At 72.5% G+C, this 16,530-nt stretch carries 16 protein-coding genes and 1 pseudogene; 5 read left to right on the top strand and 12 right to left on the bottom strand.

The features are described from left to right. Positions 1-129 precede the first annotated feature (129 nt). Together BMY74_RS33600 and BMY74_RS33595 are read right to left on the bottom strand one after the other, a co-directional pair. A complete protein-coding gene (locus BMY74_RS33600) occupies positions 130-1,506 on the bottom strand; it encodes an MFS transporter (protein WP_245786497.1) in 1,377 nt (458 codons plus the stop codon). Next, positions 1,503-2,348 carry an alpha/beta fold hydrolase gene (locus BMY74_RS33595; protein WP_089922554.1) on the bottom strand — a complete coding sequence of 282 codons (846 nt, stop codon included), beginning with the start codon at positions 2,346-2,348 and terminating at the stop codon, positions 1,503-1,505. Before BMY74_RS33595 ends, BMY74_RS33600 begins: the two co-directional genes overlap by 4 nt. 115 nt (positions 2,349-2,463) lie before the next feature. Between BMY74_RS33595 and BMY74_RS33590 the strand changes: the two genes are divergently transcribed. Further along, positions 2,464-3,429, top strand: coding sequence for a LysR family transcriptional regulator (locus tag BMY74_RS33590; RefSeq protein ID WP_089922829.1), 966 nt, complete (start codon positions 2,464-2,466; stop codon positions 3,427-3,429). A gap of 35 nt (positions 3,430-3,464) precedes the next feature. Here the strand turns inward: BMY74_RS33590 and BMY74_RS33585 are convergent, their stop codons facing one another. The 3 genes from BMY74_RS33585 to BMY74_RS33575 are packed head-to-tail and all read right to left on the bottom strand — an operon-like array spanning position 3,465 to position 6,918. Beyond that, complete coding sequence (locus tag BMY74_RS33585; RefSeq protein ID WP_089922553.1) at positions 3,465-3,812, bottom strand: hypothetical protein; 348 nt, start codon at positions 3,810-3,812, stop codon at positions 3,465-3,467. Between the two features lie 25 nt (positions 3,813-3,837). Further along, positions 3,838-5,250: an ATP-binding protein gene (locus BMY74_RS33580; RefSeq protein ID WP_089922552.1), complete on the bottom strand. Its 1,413-nt coding sequence runs from the start codon at positions 5,248-5,250 to the stop codon at positions 3,838-3,840. Next, positions 5,251-6,918, bottom strand: a complete 1,668-nt coding sequence (locus BMY74_RS33575) for an NAD(P)/FAD-dependent oxidoreductase (RefSeq protein WP_089922551.1) — start codon at positions 6,916-6,918, stop codon at positions 5,251-5,253. A 56-nt stretch (positions 6,919-6,974) separates the two neighbouring features. Between BMY74_RS33575 and BMY74_RS33570 the strand changes: the two genes are divergently transcribed. Then, positions 6,975-7,238, top strand: coding sequence for a UBP-type zinc finger domain-containing protein (locus tag BMY74_RS33570; protein ID WP_089922550.1), 264 nt, complete (start codon positions 6,975-6,977; stop codon positions 7,236-7,238). 125 nt (positions 7,239-7,363) lie between these two features. Here the strand turns inward: BMY74_RS33570 and BMY74_RS33565 are convergent, their stop codons facing one another. From BMY74_RS33565 to BMY74_RS33545, 5 genes are all read right to left on the bottom strand, one after another. Further along, on the bottom strand, positions 7,364-8,314 hold the full coding sequence (locus BMY74_RS33565; RefSeq protein ID WP_089922549.1) for an alpha/beta hydrolase: 951 nt from the start codon (positions 8,312-8,314) through the stop codon (positions 7,364-7,366). Positions 8,315-8,341: 27 nt separating this feature from the next. After that, positions 8,342-9,280, bottom strand: a complete 939-nt coding sequence (locus tag BMY74_RS33560; protein WP_089922548.1) for an NADP-dependent oxidoreductase — start codon at positions 9,278-9,280, stop codon at positions 8,342-8,344. Between the two features lie 94 nt (positions 9,281-9,374). Continuing rightward, entirely contained in the window at positions 9,375-9,842 is a 468-nt protein-coding gene (locus BMY74_RS33555) for a cupin domain-containing protein (protein ID WP_089922547.1), read from the bottom strand. Positions 9,843-9,960: 118 nt separating this feature from the next. After that, positions 9,961-11,193 carry an ATP-binding protein gene (locus tag BMY74_RS33550; protein ID WP_245786496.1) on the bottom strand — a complete coding sequence of 411 codons (1,233 nt, stop codon included), beginning with the start codon at positions 11,191-11,193 and terminating at the stop codon, positions 9,961-9,963. A 28-nt stretch (positions 11,194-11,221) separates the two neighbouring features. Next, a complete protein-coding gene (locus BMY74_RS33545) occupies positions 11,222-12,076 on the bottom strand; it encodes a helix-turn-helix domain-containing protein (RefSeq protein WP_089922546.1) in 855 nt (284 codons plus the stop codon). 156 nt (positions 12,077-12,232) lie between these two features. Between BMY74_RS33545 and BMY74_RS33540 the strand changes: the two genes are divergently transcribed. The 3 genes from BMY74_RS33540 (at position 12,233) to BMY74_RS33530 (ending at position 15,569) form a co-directional block, all read left to right on the top strand. Then, positions 12,233-13,036 carry an SDR family oxidoreductase gene (locus BMY74_RS33540; protein ID WP_089922545.1) on the top strand — a complete coding sequence of 268 codons (804 nt, stop codon included), beginning with the start codon at positions 12,233-12,235 and terminating at the stop codon, positions 13,034-13,036. Between the two features lie 189 nt (positions 13,037-13,225). After that, entirely contained in the window at positions 13,226-14,110 is an 885-nt protein-coding gene (locus tag BMY74_RS33535) for a helix-turn-helix transcriptional regulator (protein ID WP_089922544.1), read from the top strand. Positions 14,111-14,237: 127 nt separating this feature from the next. Next, positions 14,238-15,569: a jacalin-like lectin gene (locus BMY74_RS33530; protein ID WP_089922543.1), complete on the top strand. Its 1,332-nt coding sequence runs from the start codon at positions 14,238-14,240 to the stop codon at positions 15,567-15,569. Between the two features lie 17 nt (positions 15,570-15,586). Here BMY74_RS33530 and BMY74_RS33525 read toward each other — a convergent pair whose 3' ends face one another. Together BMY74_RS33525 and BMY74_RS33520 are read right to left on the bottom strand one after the other, a co-directional pair. Next, on the bottom strand, positions 15,587-15,970 hold the full coding sequence (locus tag BMY74_RS33525) for an STAS domain-containing protein (protein WP_177230050.1): 384 nt from the start codon (positions 15,968-15,970) through the stop codon (positions 15,587-15,589). Positions 15,971-16,248: 278 nt separating this feature from the next. After that, positions 16,249-16,530: pseudogene (locus BMY74_RS33520) on the bottom strand (cytochrome bc1 complex cytochrome b subunit); the annotation flags it as partial.

The following is a 16,530-nucleotide window of genomic DNA, read 5'->3' as shown; positions in this document are numbered from 1 at the left end:
CCGATGACATCGCAGGTCCGCTGGGGGCTCGGCACGCTCGTGGACGACGTCCCGGCACGGCCGGGTCCACCGCGCCGCTCGAGCCCGGGATGTGTCCTACTCGATCGGAACTACCCCTCGTACTTCCGCCTAACCCCGTTGATCGACGCGGAACGGGAAAGTGCTGGCCGGCGGTCGGGCGCGGCGTCGCCGTCCGGACATCAGACGCGCCGTGGCGGCGGCCGCGAGCAGGAAGACGACGGCCTCGTAGACCATCGCCGCACCCATCGCGCCCGCGGTGTAGACCATCCCGGCCAGCGCCACGCCGAACGTGCCGCCCAGTTGTTGGGCCGTCGGCAGCAGGCCCGAGACCGAACTCGCCGCGTGCGGTGGCACCTCGCGCAGGACCAAGGCGAAGGCGGACGCGGTGAACAGGCCGAAGGCGAAGCCACCCGCGGCGAGCACTACCCACAGCACCGGCGCCGGGGCCGCGAGCGCGGGAACGACCAGCAGCGAGATCACGACGAGGCTCCCGGACGCGGCGGACAGGGCCACCACGCCGAACCGGCGTGCCGCGGTTTCGGCGATCCCGCTGCCCAGCAGCCCTCCGACCGCGTACGGCGCGACGGTCAGCGCGGTGGCGAGCGGGTCGCGGTGCAACGCGCCTTGCAGGTGCAGCGACAGCAGGAGGCTGAACGACGGGATGCCGGCGTTGAACAGCAGGACCGCTCCGATTCCCCACCGCGTCGTGGCCGCGGACAGCGCTTCCGGATGCACCATCGGGTGCCGCACGCGTTTCTGCGAGTAGGCGAACGCGGCGAGCAACGCCGACGACACCACCAGGCTGCACCACGTCCAGGCCGGCCAGTCCGCGTCCTGGCCGAGGGTCAGTGGCAGCACCAGCATGGCGAGCCCGGCCAGCGACAACGCGGACCCGACCGCGTCCACCCGGCTCGCCGCACCTGCTCCACGCCCGTCCGGCAGGACCCGGAACAGCGCCAGCGCGGCGATCCCGACCGGCACCGGCAGGGCCAGCGCCACGCGCCAACCGGCCCCGAACGGGTCGAGGTGCAGCAGGACGCCGCAGCACAACGGTCCGGCGAGCGAGGCGATGGCCATCGTGGCGCCGTACCGGCCGAGCACCCGCGCCCGGTGGCCGGCGGGCACCGCGGTCTGGATCAACGACAGGATCTGCGGTGCCACCAGCCCGCTGCCGGCGCCCTGCACCAGCCGCGCCAGCACGAGTGCGTCCGCTCCGGGGGCGAGGGCCGCGGCCAGCGAGGCGAGGGTGAACACGCCGGTGCCGAGGACGAACAGCCGCCGGTAGCCGTACCGGTCGCCGAGCCGGGCGGCCGTGATCAGCGCGCAGGCGTAGGTCAGCGTGTACCCGGCGAGCGCGAGCTGACCCGCGCCCGCCCCGGCGGCGAGGTCGGCACGGATGCGGGGGACCGCCAGCTGCATGACGGTGACGCTCATCAGCTGGACGAACGTCCCCGACAGCAGCACGGCGAGTGCGGCGGGCCTCACCGCTGCTTCGCGATCCGGGCGAGCAGTTCGGCGAGCTCGTCGGGCCGGGTCAGGAACGGCGAGTGCCCGCCGGGCAGGGAGTGCACCGCGAACGGGTTGTCCGGGGTCGTCCGGTCGGCCTCGTCGATCATCAGGTCCTGGGTGACCGGGGGCAGCGCCAGGTCGTCGGTCAGCCGGATGTAGCTGCGTGCGACCCGTCCCCACCGGCCGGGGGTGACCGGGAACTCGCCGGCCAGCGACGCCAGCGGTTCGTCGGGGTGGAGGGTGAGCCGCCAGCCGTGGCGGTCTTCGGGCCAGTCGCCGAGGAAGGCCCGCCGGATCGTCTCGATCTCGGCGGGGTCGGGGGAGAGCGGGTTGATCCGGAACGCGCCGATGGCGTCCGGGTCGCCTGCCCGGGGCACCTGCACGGCGTCGGCGTTGCGCGGGTCGGTGACGTAGTCCCCGAAGCGGGGCCGTCCGGCGGGCACGAAGGCCGACAGGTAGACGAGGTGGTCGACCAGGTCCGGGTGCTGCTCGACCGCGGCCGAGGCGGGGCCACCGCCCGCGCTGTGCGCCACGAGCACCACGCGGCCGAACCGGCGGCGGATCTCGGCGAGGTCGGTGAGCAGGGCGCCGACGAGCGCGTCGGTGGTGAGCCCGGAGAGCGCGGACCGTTCCGTGGCCAGACCGGGTTGCCCTGGTTCCAGGTAGCCGGAGGGCAGCGGTGCCGTCGCGCCGTGGCCGGGGAGGTCGAGGGCGACGCAGGGCAGCCCCCGTGCCGTCAGCGCGCGCTGGGTCGCGGCCCAGTGGAGGGACGAATGCCAAGCACCGTGCACGAACACGATGACGGTGGTCTCGTTCATGACTGCCTTCCGGAACGACTGCGGGACGGGTCCCAACTCATCCGCTCCGGATGCCGTCATCCACTCTCATATCTGACATGGGCCACCGCGATACTTTCTACGTATGATCGGCGGAGTGGAAGCCCGTCACCTCCGGTACGCCATCGCCTTGGCCGAGCACCAGCACTTCGGCCGTGCGGCCGCGTCCCTGGGCATCGCACAACCGCCGCTGTCCGCTCAGATCGCCGCGGTCGAACGCGAGGTCGGCCAGCGGCTGTTCGACCGCACGCCGCGAGGGGTGTTCCCGACCGCTGCCGGCACGGCCTTCTTGAACCGGGCTCGCCGGGCACTGGACGAGATCAGCGCGGCGTCGGTCGAAGCCGGCCGCGCCGCACGGGGCGAGACCGGGCTGCTGCGGATGGGGTTCATCGGCTCGGCCCTGCTCGACCCGCTGCCCGGCGTGCTGGGCCGGTTCCGCGGGAGCAGGCCGGACGTGCGGCTCGACCTGCGCGAGATGAGCAGCCCGGAGGCGGCGGCCGCGCTCGTCGCGGGCGACCTGGACGTCGCCGTCGGCCGCGGCAACCCGCGCGGCGCGGGAGCGGAACGTCTCGTCACGGTGCCGATCGGGGCCGACCACCTCATCGCCGTCGTGGCCACCTCCCACCCCTTCGCGGGGCGCGCCGAGATCACCTTCGAGCAGCTGGCCGCCGAGCGCCTGATCATGTCCGCTCCCGACCAGGAACCGGCGGTGGCCGCTCACCTGCGCAGCGTGTTCGCCGCCGACACCACGGCACTGGAGGCGGCCACCACGTCACGGGACGTGCACACGATCATCGGCCTCGCCGCCTGCGACGTCGGAGTGGGCCTCGGACCCGCCCGCATGCGGCTGATCACCCGCGGGGACGTCTGGTTCTGCGACGTCACGCCGCACTTCCGCCTCCCGGACCTGCAGCTGTCGTTCCGGGCCGACGACACCTCGCCCGTGCTCGCCGCGTTCCTCGACGTCGTCCGCGCGAACTGCCGCGACGTCGGCTCCCGCCTGGACGAGGTCCTCGCCCTCCACGCCCGCCGTTCGGCCGTGCCGGGCACGACGCCCGGCTGAGACCCGGCGAGCGGTTCGGGACGGGCGTTCGCGGATCAGTCGCCGAGGCCGGGCAGGTGGTAGCCGGTGTGGTCGTCCCACTCGATCTCGTAGTCGTCCAGGGTGAAGGTCCAGTCCGCGTCCGGCACCGCGCCGCGCAGCGCGGTGACCGCGGCCAGCCAGTGCACCAGCGACGGGACCGCCCGGTCGTCCACGGAGGGCATCTTGGTCGACCCGTCGAGCACCGTTCCCGGTTCCAACCGGTCGTAGAGGTACAGGCCCTCCTCTTCCGAGGAGAACGGCGCGTTCGCGTTGTAGGTGTCGACGACCTGGCCGACCGCCGCGAGTTCGGCATCGGCCAGCGAGGTCGCGCGGCGAGCCGTGTAGTAGAGGGAGACGCCCACGCGGTCACCCTAGCTGGCGTGGTCCCTACGCGGCGGGAACCTCCAACGGCAGCAGCACCTGGAACCGCGTGTCCCCGGGCTCCGACTCCACCCGGATGCTCCCCTGGTGCTTGTTCACCACGATCCGCCACGAGATCTCCAGTCCGAGCCCCGTGCCCTCCCCGACGGGCTTGGTCGTGAAGAACGGCTCGAAGATCCGGTCCTTCACCCCGGCCGGGATCCCGGGCCCGGTGTCACCGATCTCCACCACCAGGTGCCGGTCCTGCCGGGACGTGCGCACGGTCAGCGTCCCGGCGCCGCCCATCGCGCTCAGCGCGTTGTCGACCATGTTGGTCCACACCTGGTTGAGCTCGCCCGCGAAGGCCGGGATGGCGGGCAGCGTGCGGTCGTAGTCCTTGACCACCCGCACGCCGCCGAGTTTGCCGCCGAACATGACCAGGGTGGAGTCGAGCAGTTCGTGCACGTCGACCACCTGGAACGGGGCCCTGTCCATCTGCGAGTACTGCTTGGCCGCGCCCACCAGCGTGGAGACGCGGGTGGTGGCGTCCTCGATCTCGTTCATCAGCATCTCGGTCTCGACCGTGTACCTGAGCCAGTGCACGGCGGAGCCGGTGACGGCGACCGGGCAGGCTCGGAGCGAGTTCTCGAGCCACTCGACGTCGAGGCCCGCCGCCACCAGGACGGGCGCCACGTCCCAGCCCCCGGTGATGCCGTGGTCGTCGAGCCAGTCGGAGACCTCGTCCTCGGCGTCGCTGGTCTCCAGCGGGCTGAGCTTCGGGGCCTTCGCGACCTGTTCGACCGCCTTCTCCTGCAGCTTCACCAGGGAGGGGAGCGTGGCGGGGTCGAGGGCTCCCTGCGCGAGGAGGGCCAGCTTGTGGCGCATGCCGGCCACTCGTTCGCGCAGGGCGGCGGTGGCGCGGACCGCCGCGGCGGCCGGGTTGTTGAGCTCGTGCGTGAGGCCCGCGGACAGCGCGCCCAGGGCGGTGAGGCGTTCGTGCTGGCCGACGGTGGCCTGGGTGTTGCGCATGCCCCAGAAGAGGCCTTCGAGCAGGTGCATCGCCATGGGGAACCAAGTGCGGATCATCGGGCCGATCTCGTCCGCGTCGAACTGCAGCATCGAGGTGGCGGTGATCGACTCCACGGTCATCTGGTAGGTCGGCTGGTCGAGCTCCAGGTACGCCTGGGTGGCGCCGAAGTACGAGCCGCGCAGGTCGCTGCGGCTCACCTCGATGCGTTGGCCGCCGATGGTGCGGCTCAGGGCGACGGTTCCTCCGAGCAGCACGAAGAAGCACGTCGCCGGCTCGCCCTCGGTGATCACCGGCGTGCCCGCGGCGCGGGTCTCCACGTGGCCGTGGGCGGCGAGCCAGTCGAGCTGGGCGTCGTCGAGCTTCTCGAAGAGGAACAGCGTGCGCAGCTCGGCCGCGGTGAGCCTGTCCATTTACGACCTCTCCAGGTAGCGGTGGACCAGGGTGACGGCCATGGCGCCCTCGCCGACGGCGGAGGCGACGCGCTTCACCGAGTCCGCGCGCACGTCGCCCGCCACGAACACGCCGGGCAGGTTCGTCTCCAGGTGGTACGGCGCGCGGTCGAGGTCCCAGCCGGGTGGCGTGCCGCCGAGGTCGGGGCCCGCGAGCAGGAAGCCGTGCTCGTCGCGTTCCAGCGTGCCGTCGAGCCAGTCCGTGCGCGGGGCGGCGCCGATGAACGCGAACAGCCAGCCCGCCGGCACCGTCGTCGTCTCGCCGGACTTGTTGTGCAGCAACGTCAACGTCTCCAGGTGGTCCTCACCGGTGCCGCCGCTGACCTCGGTGTGCGTGCGCACCTCGACGTTCGGGATCGCCGCGAGCTGGTCGATCAGGTAGCGCGACATGGACGACTCCAGCGAGTCGCCGCGCACCAGCAGCACGACCTTGCGCGCGTGGCCGGAGAAGTAGACGGCCGCCTGCCCGGCGGAGTTCGCCCCGCCGACGAGGTAGACGTCCTGGCCCGCGCAGTTCGGGCCCTCGGTGGTCGAGGCGCCGTAGTACACGCCGCGGCCGGTCAGTGCGCCCAGTCCCGGCGCGTCGAGCAGCCGGTAGGACACCCCGGTCGCGAGGATCACGGTGTGGGCGGCGAGCTCGGTGCCGTCGCCGAACCGCACGACCCGCGCGGCGCCACGGCGTTCCAGGGCGACGACGTCGCGGGTGGTGAGCAGCTCGACGCCGAACTTGACCGCCTGCCTGCGGGCCCGTTCGGTCAGCTGGCCGCCGGACACGCCGTCCGGGAAGCCCAGGTAGTTCTCGATGCGGCTGCTGGTGCCCGCCTGGCCCCCGGTCGCGATCCGTTCCACCAGGACGGTCCGCAGGCCCTCCGACCCGCCGTACACCGCGGCGCCGAGTCCCGCCGGTCCGCCGCCCACGACGATCAGGTCGTAGAAGTCGGCCGACGGCTCGGTGCTCAGGCCGACCTCCGCGGCCAGTTCCGCGTCGGACGGGTCGACCAGCGCCTTGCCGTCCGCGGTGACGACGACCGGCAGGGTCGTGCCGTCCTGGTGCGCGGCGGTGAGCAGGCAGCGCGCCTCCGGCTCGTCGAGCGCGTGCCAGCGGAACGGCACGTTGTTGCGCGCCAGGAAGTCGCGCACCTCGTAGGAGCGTGGCGACCAGCGGTGCCCGACCACCCGCACCCGTTGCGGCGGCTGCCGGTCGCTCACCGCCCACGCGCGCAGCTGCTCGTCGAGCACCGGGTAGAGGTTCTGCTCGGGCGGGTCCCACGGCTTGAGCAGGTAGTGGTCCAGGTCGACGACGTTGATCGCCTGGATCGCGGCGTCGGTGTCGGCGTAGGCGGTCAGCAGCACCCGGCGCGCCTGCGGGAACACGTCCATCGCCTGCTCGAGGAACTCGATGCCGCTCATCTGCGGCATCCGGTAGTCGGCCAGCAGCGCCGCGACCTCCTCGCCGCGCAGCTTGATCTCGTGCAGGGCCTCCAGCGCCTGGGCCCCGGACTCCGCGCGCACGACCCGGTACTGCTCGCCGTACTTCCGGCGCAGGTCGCGCGCCACCGCCCGCGACACGGCGGGGTCGTCGTCCACCGTGAGGATCGAAGGCCGCGCGACGCGACCGGCAGTCGTCATGCGTCCAGTCAAACACCACATCCGGCCGCCGGCCGCAACCGAGGTACGGTCAGTTCGTGACGACCAAGTGCGAACACATCGCCGAGCTGGGGGCCGAGCCCACCCCGTCCACGCAGGAGGGCTGCGAGGACTGCCTGAAGGTCGGCGGCAGGTGGGTCCACCTGCGGCTGTGCCTGGGCTGCGGCAAGGTCGCCTGCTGCGACTCCTCGCCCGCCAAGCACGCCTCGAAGCACTTCGCCGACGAGGGCCACCCGGTCATCCGCTCGTTCGAGCCGGGGGAGACCTGGCGCTGGTGCTTCGTGGACAACACGCTCGTGTGACCCGCTCCGGACGGTGACGTCCGGCCAGGCACAGCGCCGGTGCCGCGGGGTCGGCAGGCCTGACGATCACCGTGTGCCGCCCGGCGAGCTCGACCCCCCGCCACACCAACGACGTGCTCCGGCGGTCAGATCGACCTGAGCACCCGGACGCGGTCGGCGACGGCGCGCCTCGCGACGTCGGACTCGAAGGCGATCGAGTCGAACTCGTGCGGTGCGCCGGGGTGCAGGTGGAACTCGACCGGAACCCCGGCGCGGCTGAGCTTCACGGCGTAGGCCAGGTCCTCGTCGCGGAATACGTCGAGCTGGCCGACCTCGATGTAGGCGGGCGGCAGGTCCGTCGCGTCCTCCAGCCGGGCGGGTGCCGCGGTGGCCGGGACGTCCGGTCCGCCGGCGGCGTCGCCGAGCAGCGCGGGCCACGCGGTGAGGTTGTCGTCGTAGGACCACAGCGCGTAGGGCGCGACGTGCGGGTCGACCTCGGTGGTGCGGTCGTCCAGCATCGGCATGACGAGGATCTGCCGGGCGATGGCCGGGCCGCCGCGGTCGCGGGCGAGGATCGCGAGCGCCGCCGCCATCCCGCCTCCGGCGCTGTCGCCCATCACGCCGATGCGGGCGGGGTCGACGCCGAGTGCCGCGGCGTGGTCGTGCAGCCAGCGCAGTGCCGTGTAGGCGTCCTCGAGCGGGGTGGGGAAGGGGTGTTCGGGCGCGCGGCGGTACTCGACGGACAGCATCGGCACCCCGCTCGCGGACACGTACCGGGAGACCGGCCCGTCGAACAGGTCGACGTGGCCGAAGATGTAGCCGCCGCCGTGGAAGAACAGCACGGCCGGGCCGGGCTCCGCGCCTTCCTTGGCGTACCAGCGCATCATGATCCGGGCGCCGTCGTCCGCCGTGGCGTGGTGGTCGGTCGTGGTCACGTCGGCCGGGATCGGCTGAGCGGTTCCGGCGGCGCCGATGATCGGTTCCCACAGGGCTCTGCGCGCCTCGACGTCGCCGACGGCCGGTGGGGTGGCTTCCGCCATCGCGCCGGCCATCGGGGCCAGCGCGGTGGCGATCTCGGGGTCCAGGCCGAGTGACATGGCGTGCTCCTCTGCGGGTGGGGGTGGTCAGGCGACCAGGAAGACGACCTTGCCGCGGACCTCGCCGGACGCGGCCTGGACGTGGATCTCGGGCAGGTCGGTGAGCGGCACGCGCTGTGCGACGTCGACCCGCAGGTCACCGGAGTCGACGAGTGCCACGAGCTTCGCCAGTTGCTCGGCGTCGCTGCGGACGTAGAGGTTCACGCCGCGCACGTCGCGTTCCTCGTCGGTGGGGGCGGGCATCCAGATCGTCGTGTTGACGACGGCGCCGCCGGAACGGACCACCGACGGCAGCCCGGCCAGGACGTCCGGGTCGACCGGGGCGAGGTTGAGCACGAGGTCGACCTGCTCGGTCACGGCCGAGAGCACGCTGGTGGTGGTGTGGTCGACGACCTCGTCGGCACCGGCGGCCCGCACGGCCTCGGCGCTGCGCGGGCTGGCCGTGGCGATCACGTGCGCCCCTGCCTGCCTGGCCAGCTGGACGGCGTAACCGCCGACCGGTCCGCCCGCGCCGTTGACCAGCACCCGCTGCCCGGCCTCCAGCTGACCGTGGTCGAAGAGCGCCTGGTAGGCGGTGAGGCCCACCAGCGGCAACGCGGCGGCATCGGCCAGCGGGACCCCCTTGGGCGCCGGGGTCAGGGCGGCGGCCGGCGCGATGACGTACTCGGCCGCGGCTCCGGGCTTGGTCATCGGCAAGAACCCGATCACCTCGTCACCGACCGCGAGGCCCTCGACGCCCTCACCCAGTTCCGCGACCTCGCCGGCGACGTCGAGGCCGGGGGTGTGCGGCAGGTCGACCGGGATCGGCCCCTGCATGACGCCCAGGCGGATGTTGCCCTCGACCGGGTTGAACGTCGTGGCCGCGACCCGGACCAGGACCTCACCGGCCGCGGGCACCGGCTGCTCGACGTCCTCGTACCGCAGGACCTCGGGGCCGCCGAACTCGTGGAAACGCACTGCCTTCATGACTGCTCTCCCTCTGCCGTTTGCTTCGAACTTGAAGCAACTGGGACTGACGGTAGACCTGCTTCGAATTCGAAGCAAAATGACGTGCGGCACGTCAGCGGGGAGGACCGAGCACGACGTTGCCGGAGAGTTCGGCGGCCTCGGCGAGCAGCGACAGCGGGATCTCGAACCCGTCGGGGCGAGGTTCCCGCAGGTCGCGCCCGGCGTGGCGGAACATCTTCTCCAGCCCGCCGGGCGTGGAGATGAGCAGCAGGTCCGCCCGGTCGGACGTGATCCGGTAGCTGTGCGGGATCCGGCGGGGCAGGAAGACGACGCCGCCCTCGCGCAGTTCGTGCTCCTCGTCGCCCGCCCACACCAGCGCGGAGCCGGAGAGCAGGAGGAACACCTCGTCCTCGTTGGTGTGCAGGTGCCACGGCGGCGCTTCGCCCAGTCCGGCGTCGAAACGGCCGACCGTCAGCTGCCCGCCGGTCGCCTCGGCGTCGAGCAGGACGCTGAACACGCTCCCGCCGATCCACTCGAGCCGCTGCTGGTCCTCCCGCTGGGCGAGGTAGGGGATGCTCAAGGTCGTCCTCCGGTCGTGGGGCGCGGTGGCGCCGTTCCCTCGTGCGGAAACCCTGGTGTGCCAAGGCGTCCGGTCGCCACGTCCTCGACGTGTCCACCTGTGTCCAGCAGTGCTCACCTCACCGGGCCAGGAGGTGCTCGACGAGCCGCTCCTTGGCCGCGGTGAGATGGCGCCGGTACGTGCCGTACGGAACGCCCAGCCGGCGCGCGGTGGCCCGGTGCGTGCCGGACGCCGCGATGTAGGTGGCGACGAGCGCGTCGTGCGCCTTGACCCCGGCGGGATCGACCCGCAACGCGTCGACGGCCGCTCCGATGGCACCGCGCAGATCCGAGACGGGGTCGGCCGAGTCCGGTGGCACCAGGTGCGACCGCAGCAGCACGCTGGTCGCGAACTCGCGTGGAGTCCGCCACGTGCGCAACGCGGTGATCACGCCTTCCTCGAAAGCTTTGTGCGCCAGGCGATCGGGCTCGGCCGCGCGGGTCACCGCGACCCGCAGGTCCTCGTGCCGTTCGGGATCGCGCCAGCGCAGGTCGGCGTCGAGCACGGCCCGCACGGCGTCGTGGGGGACCAGTCCGTCCGCGATGCTCTCGACGAAGGGTTGCCGCCGCAGCCACGAGAACGCCGTCGCCGCGTCCTCGTCGTCCAAAACCCTGCGCAGCAACGACTCGCGCGTGACACCGGCCTGCGCGAGGACGTCGAGCGCGAGCCGGTGGGCGGCGTCCGGCACCTCGCCCACGAGCCGGTCGAGCAGCGTCGTGAGCGCGTCACCGCTGGGTTCCCACCCGCCGGCCGAGGCGGCGAGGCAGAGCACGAGCGGGTTGCCCGCGGCGAAGGCGAGGACCGCGTCCCGCTGGTCCGCGACGAGGCCCCGGTGCGTGAGCAGGGTCCGGGACGCGCTGGCGTCGAGCGGGCGCACCACCACCGCGGTGAAGAGCCGGGCCCAGCCGGGATCGAGCGTCCACTCGGGATCGGGGGAGGCCCGGCTCGCGAGCACCACGACCGCGCCGTCCGCGAGCCGGGGCAGGAACGTGTCGCGCAGCCACGGTTCGAGGTGTCGGCACCGTTCCGCCGCGTCGATCAGGAGCACCACGTCCGGCTTGACGCACGCGAGCGCGGCGGCCTCCTCCACGCGGTGCCGGTCGTCGTTCAGCCGTCCGTCCACTTCCACCACTTCGCGCCCGGCGAGGCGTGCCTGCCGCGCGAGGTGGCGCAACAGCGCCGTTTTCCCGATGCCGCCGGGCCCGTGCAGGTGGACCACGCACCCGGCGCCAGCCAGCACCCGGTCCAGCACCGCCACTTCGGCGTCCCGGCCCACCAGGCGAGCGTCCCGGAGCGAGGTGTTGATCAACACCGCCCCAGGATCACCTCAGCGGGGGCGATCAGCCTGGGCCAGGTTGTCCCACCCTGATGATCGCGGGCCCGGCCGAGGCGCGGACGGCCTCGCCGAGCCGTCCCGCGTCACCCGATCCCGGCGCGGCCGTGAAGACGACCGCCTGGAGGTTGTCCCCCGGCACGTCGAGCAACGTGCCGTCGAGCGCGATGTCACCCAGGCCGGGATGCCGGAACACCGCGCGATCGTCATAGGCCGCAACGGCTTTGGGCGCACGCCACAGCACGTCGAACGAACGGCTGGTGGTCCGCAACTCGTCGACGAGTTCGGCCAGCGGCTCGTCGCCGGGGTAGCGCAGGAACGTGCTGTGCAGCCGCGTGGCGAGCGTGGCGCGGAACGCCGCCGCGTGGTCGTCCCCGCGGCTGATCTCGCGGTGGGCGTTGGAGAACGTGCGCCACGCGACGTTCCAGTCCCGCGCCACCCTGTTCGACCTGCCCGCCCCCAACGCCATCCAGGCACCGTTGACGGCGACGACGTTCCACGCCGCGTCCGTCAGGAACGCCGGGGTGCCGGGGAACCGCTCGAGCAACCGCATCGCCGCCGCCCCGGCCTCCCGCGGCACCCGCCCGTCGGCCGCGGCGTACCCGGCCAGGGCGCACAGCCGTTCGTACTCGGCCGGCCCGACGCGCAACGCACGGGCGATCGCGTTCACCACGGCGGCCGACGGGTGCCGCCGCCCCTGCTCCAGCCGCCGCACGTGGTCCGCCGACACCCCGGCCAGCTCGGCGAGCTCCTCCCGCCGCACACCCCGGGCCCGCCTGCGCCCCGCCGGCAGGCCGATCGCGGCGGGGTCCGTGGTCTCGCGCAAGCGGCGCACCTCCGCGCCGAGATCCTGCAACGCCATGACGCCAGTGTCCCTTATGGAGCAAATGCGGCTCTGGATCGCCCTGGCCCTGGAAAGGGGGTTCTCGCAGTACCTGTGTCAGCAGGGTCTCCCGGACGTCCCGCACGCCTGTGAACCTGGTCGAGCACGCCTCCACGGCAGAAGGAACGAACACCAATGGCGGACCACCGTTTCACCACCCACGCGGAGCTCTTCGACCTGAGCGGGAAGCACGCCCTCGTCACCGGCGGCACCAGCGGCATCGGGATGATGATCGCGCGCGGCCTCCTGCAGGCGGGCGCCCGCGTCACCATCAGCTCGCGCAAGGCGGACAGGTGCGCACAGGCGCAGCACCTGCTGTCCGAGTTCGGCGACGTCCTGGCGATCCCCGCCGACCTGGCGCGGCACGACGAGTGCCGGCGCCTCGCCGATCTCGTCACCGCCGAGTCGGGCCGCCTCGACGTCCTCGTCAACAACGCCGGAGCCATGTGGCGCGAGCCGCTGGAGACGTTCCCGGACGAGGCCTGGGACGAGGTGCTCGACCTCAACCTCAAGTCGCCGTTCTGGCTGGTGCAGGCACTGCTCCCGGCCCTGCGCAAGGCCGGGACCGCCGACGACCCCGCGCGCGTCGTCAACATCGGCAGCATCGCCGCCGTCCACGTCGCCGCGTCCCCCAACTACTCCTACGCCAGCAGCAAGGCGGGTCTGCACCAGCTCACCAGGGTGCTCGCCAGGGAACTGGGCCCGCAGCACATCACCGTGAACGCGGTGGCGCCGGGACCGTTCCCGTCGGAGATGATGGCGTCGACGCTCGACTCCGTCGGCGACGCCATCGTGGCGAAGGCCCCTCTGCGCCGCCTCGGCCGGGACGACGACATGGCGGGCGTCGCCGTGTTCCTGGCCGGCCGGGCCGGTTCCTACCTCACGGGTACCGTCATCCCCGTGGACGGCGGCATCGCCACGACCGCATCGGGTACCTAGTGGTGCGTCGCAGAAGGTCGGCGAGGTAATGCGCGCCCAGCAGGGCGCCTCGTGGTGCCGCCCCCACGCCCCCGTACCACCAGTACGAGGACGTGGGGGCGGCACCACGATGCACCCGTCTGAGCACGGATTCCCCCGGCAACCTTCTGCGCCACACCACTGGACACCTCCCTTCGACCGTGGACAGGGGTGGCCGAGATCGACCAGCGCACCGAGGTCAAGGAGTTCCTCAGCTCGCGCCGCGCGCGCATCACCCCCGAGGAGGCCGGACTGCCCGCCTACGGCGGCAACCGGCGGGTCAAGGGACTGCGCCGCGAAGAGGTGGCTCTGCTGGCGGGGATCTCGGTCGACTACTACGTGCGGATGGAGCGCGGCGGTCTCGCCGGCGCCTCCGACGGGGTGCTCGACGCGGTGGCGTCCGCCCTGCGACTCGACGAGGCCGAGCGCGACCACCTGTTCCACCTCGCACGGCGGTCCAGCGCACCCGGCCGGTCCCGCCGCCCCGCCGTACCGGTGCGTCCGGCGCTTCAGCAGGTGCTCGACGCCATGACCGACGCACCCGCGTGGATCTGCAACGGCCGTTACGACGTGCTGGCCGCGAACCGTCTCGCCCGCGCGCTGTTCTCGCCGGTGCTGGCCGACCCCCGGCGGCCGGCGAACACCGCGCGGTTCGTCTACCTGGAGCCCGAGGCGGCGCGAGCGTTCTTCGTCGACCACGACCGCATCGCCCGCGACGTGGCGGCGAAGCTGCGCATGGAAGCGGGCCGCGACCCGGACGACGAGGAGCTGATCGCCCTGGTCGGTGAGTTGTCGACGCGCAGCGAGCTGTTCCGGCGGCGGTGGGCGTCGCAGGACGTGCGGCTCCACCGGTCCGGGCGCAAGAGCCTGCACCACCCGGTGGTGGGCCGGCTCGACCTGGACGTCGAGTCGCTGGAGATGCCAGCCGATCCCGGTCTGGTCCTGACCGTCTACACCGCGCCCACCGGCACGGTGGCCGCGGACGGCCTGGCCCTGCTGGCGTCGTGGGCGGCGGGCCAGGAGAGCCCGGCGACCGGGGTCCGGGCACCCGGCTGACGGCCACTCCCGTTGTCATCGCCGTTGCGATGTGCACACGATGTTGTCATCTCCGTGATATGTGAAACTGTCTCGTGTTGTTCTAGCCTCGCGGCGTCCTGCTCCCCACCCTGCGAGGAGTTCCGGTATGCGCGTGGTCCAGTTGACGAGAACCGTTGCGGCGATCGGCTTCCTGGTGGTGAGCGCGGTGCCGGTCGCGGGTGGTACCGCCGCCGCGGCGCCACCGGCCACCGGCACGTTCTCCGTGCTGAGCTACAACGTCGCGGGGTTGCCGGAGGGCCTGTCCAGTGGCAACCCGAGGGTGAACACGCCGATCATCGGCCAGCGGATCCGGCCGTACGACGTGGTGCACGTGCAAGAGGACTTCAACTACCACGCGTCGCTCTACGCCAACAACACCCACCCGTTCCGCACCCCCACGAGTGGCGGCGTCCCGTTCGGCGACGGGCTCAACACGCTGTCGGACAACGCGTACTCGGACTTCACCCGTGACCGCTGGGACCGGTGCAACGGCACGGACTGCCTGACGCCCAAGGGGTTCACCTGGTCGCGGATCCGCCTGGCCGAGGGGGTGTTCGTCGACTTCTACAACGTGCACGCGAACGCCGGGGACACCGAGGCCGACCTCGCCGCCCGGCGGGCGAACATCAGCGAGCTCTCCCGGTTCGTCGGCCAGAACTCCGCGGGCAACGCCGTCGTGATCGCGGGTGACACGAACACCCGCTACACCCGCTCCGGTGACAACATCCGCGAACTGGTGACGGCCAACGGCCTCACCGACGCCTGGGTGCGGGAGGAACGCGGCGGCGTGCCACCCGCGGCGGGCGGCCCCGCGCTGGTGTGCGACGACCGCGCCGTCACCGACGCCTGCGAGGTGGTCGACAAGATCCTGTTCCGCGGCAACAGGTACATCACGCTCGACCTCGTCCGCTACGCCAACGAGAACGCGGCCTTCCGCACCGCGGACGACAGGATGCTCTCCGACCACTACCCGATCGCGGCCGACCTCCGCTGGACGCTCGATCCCGCGCTGTCCCTCACCGACCCCTTCGGAGGCCCGCACGGAACCGCGTTCACCGACGTGGCCGCCGTTCCCCTCGCGCAGCGCGTCACGAAGGTGAGCCTGCGCGCCGGCACGCGAGTGGACCAGGTGGGACTCGCGTTCGCAGACGGCACAGCCGTCAGCCACGGCGGCAGCGGTGGCACGGCTCACGAGCTCGTGCTGGCGCCGGGGGAGCACCTGCGCTCGCTCACCCTGCACTCAGGTCAGCGCGACGGGCACACGCGGATCTTCCACGCGAGCTTCACGACCACCACCGGCCGCACCCTCTCCGGTGGTGGCACGACGTCGAGCGCCACCACCTTCACGGCACCGGACGGCTGGCAGATCGCGGGCTTCCACGGGCGTGCGGGAAGCGAGGTCGACTCGCTGGGCGTGATCTTCACCAGGGTGCCGTGACCGCGTGCGGGTCCAGATCACCCGGCGGACCGGTCGCGCTGCCGGGGGAGCAGGGCCCGCTCCACGTCCGGGTGCACGTCGAGCACCTGGTCCAGTCCCGACACCTCGACAGGCCGGAGCACGGCCCGATGCGCCGCGACGATCCGGAAGGGAACACCGGCCTCGTCGGCGAGCCGCTGGTGGGCGAGGAGTTCGTTGAGGCCCATCGACCCGAAGTACGTGACCCCGGTCAGGTCCACCACGACCGGCAGCGACGACGTCGCCATCGCGAGCGCGGACCGCAGCTCGGCGCGGAACGCCGGTGCTGTGCTCTGGTCGAGTTCGCCGGTGGCTCGCACCACTATCGCGAGCCCCTCCACTTCACGTTGTACGTGCAGCGGCGAGGTAAGGGTGTTGGTCACGGTAGCGCTCCCATCGCTCTCGCGGCCTGACGTCGGGACGGGCACGCGTCCGCGTGCCGGGCTTGCGGGCAGAGATTTTATTCGTCTCGGCGACGATCGCAAGACCGGCGCGAGGCGGGCCCGTCGGGTGCACCTGCGTCGAAGCCTGCCGGGCGTGTGAAGCGGCCTGCCGCGATCTCACCGACCCCGAGCCGGCACTGGCGTCCACGACGGCTCGGCCGGTGAGCCGGTGGCGGCTCGCCACCGCCGGCTCACCGGAGTCGACCGCACACCGGGGGTCAGGCCTTGGGGTCGGAGGGCCTGCCCGCGAGCTCGCTCGCCTCGTCCTGTGAGCTGGTGCCCTCGGAGGCGTGGATGTGCTTGCGCGCGTTCTGCAGGGCCACGGTCTCCTCGACCGGGTCCGGCGACCACGTGCTGCCCGCGACCGGGTGACCGGCCGAGCCGAGCTTGTTCATCTTCTTCGGCACCGACGCACCCTGATACGCCAGCGCGATCGGGTGGCCGTGGTCGTCCACCGGGCCCAGCGGCTGGTGGATCTCGATGAACTCACCATGCGGCAG

Source organism: Lentzea albida, from assembly GCF_900111005.1.
Taxonomy (GTDB): Bacteria; Actinomycetota; Actinomycetes; order Mycobacteriales; family Pseudonocardiaceae; genus Lentzea; species Lentzea albida.
Note: the sequence above shows the minus strand (reverse complement) of the source record. Positions and strands in the feature narration are given on the sequence as shown.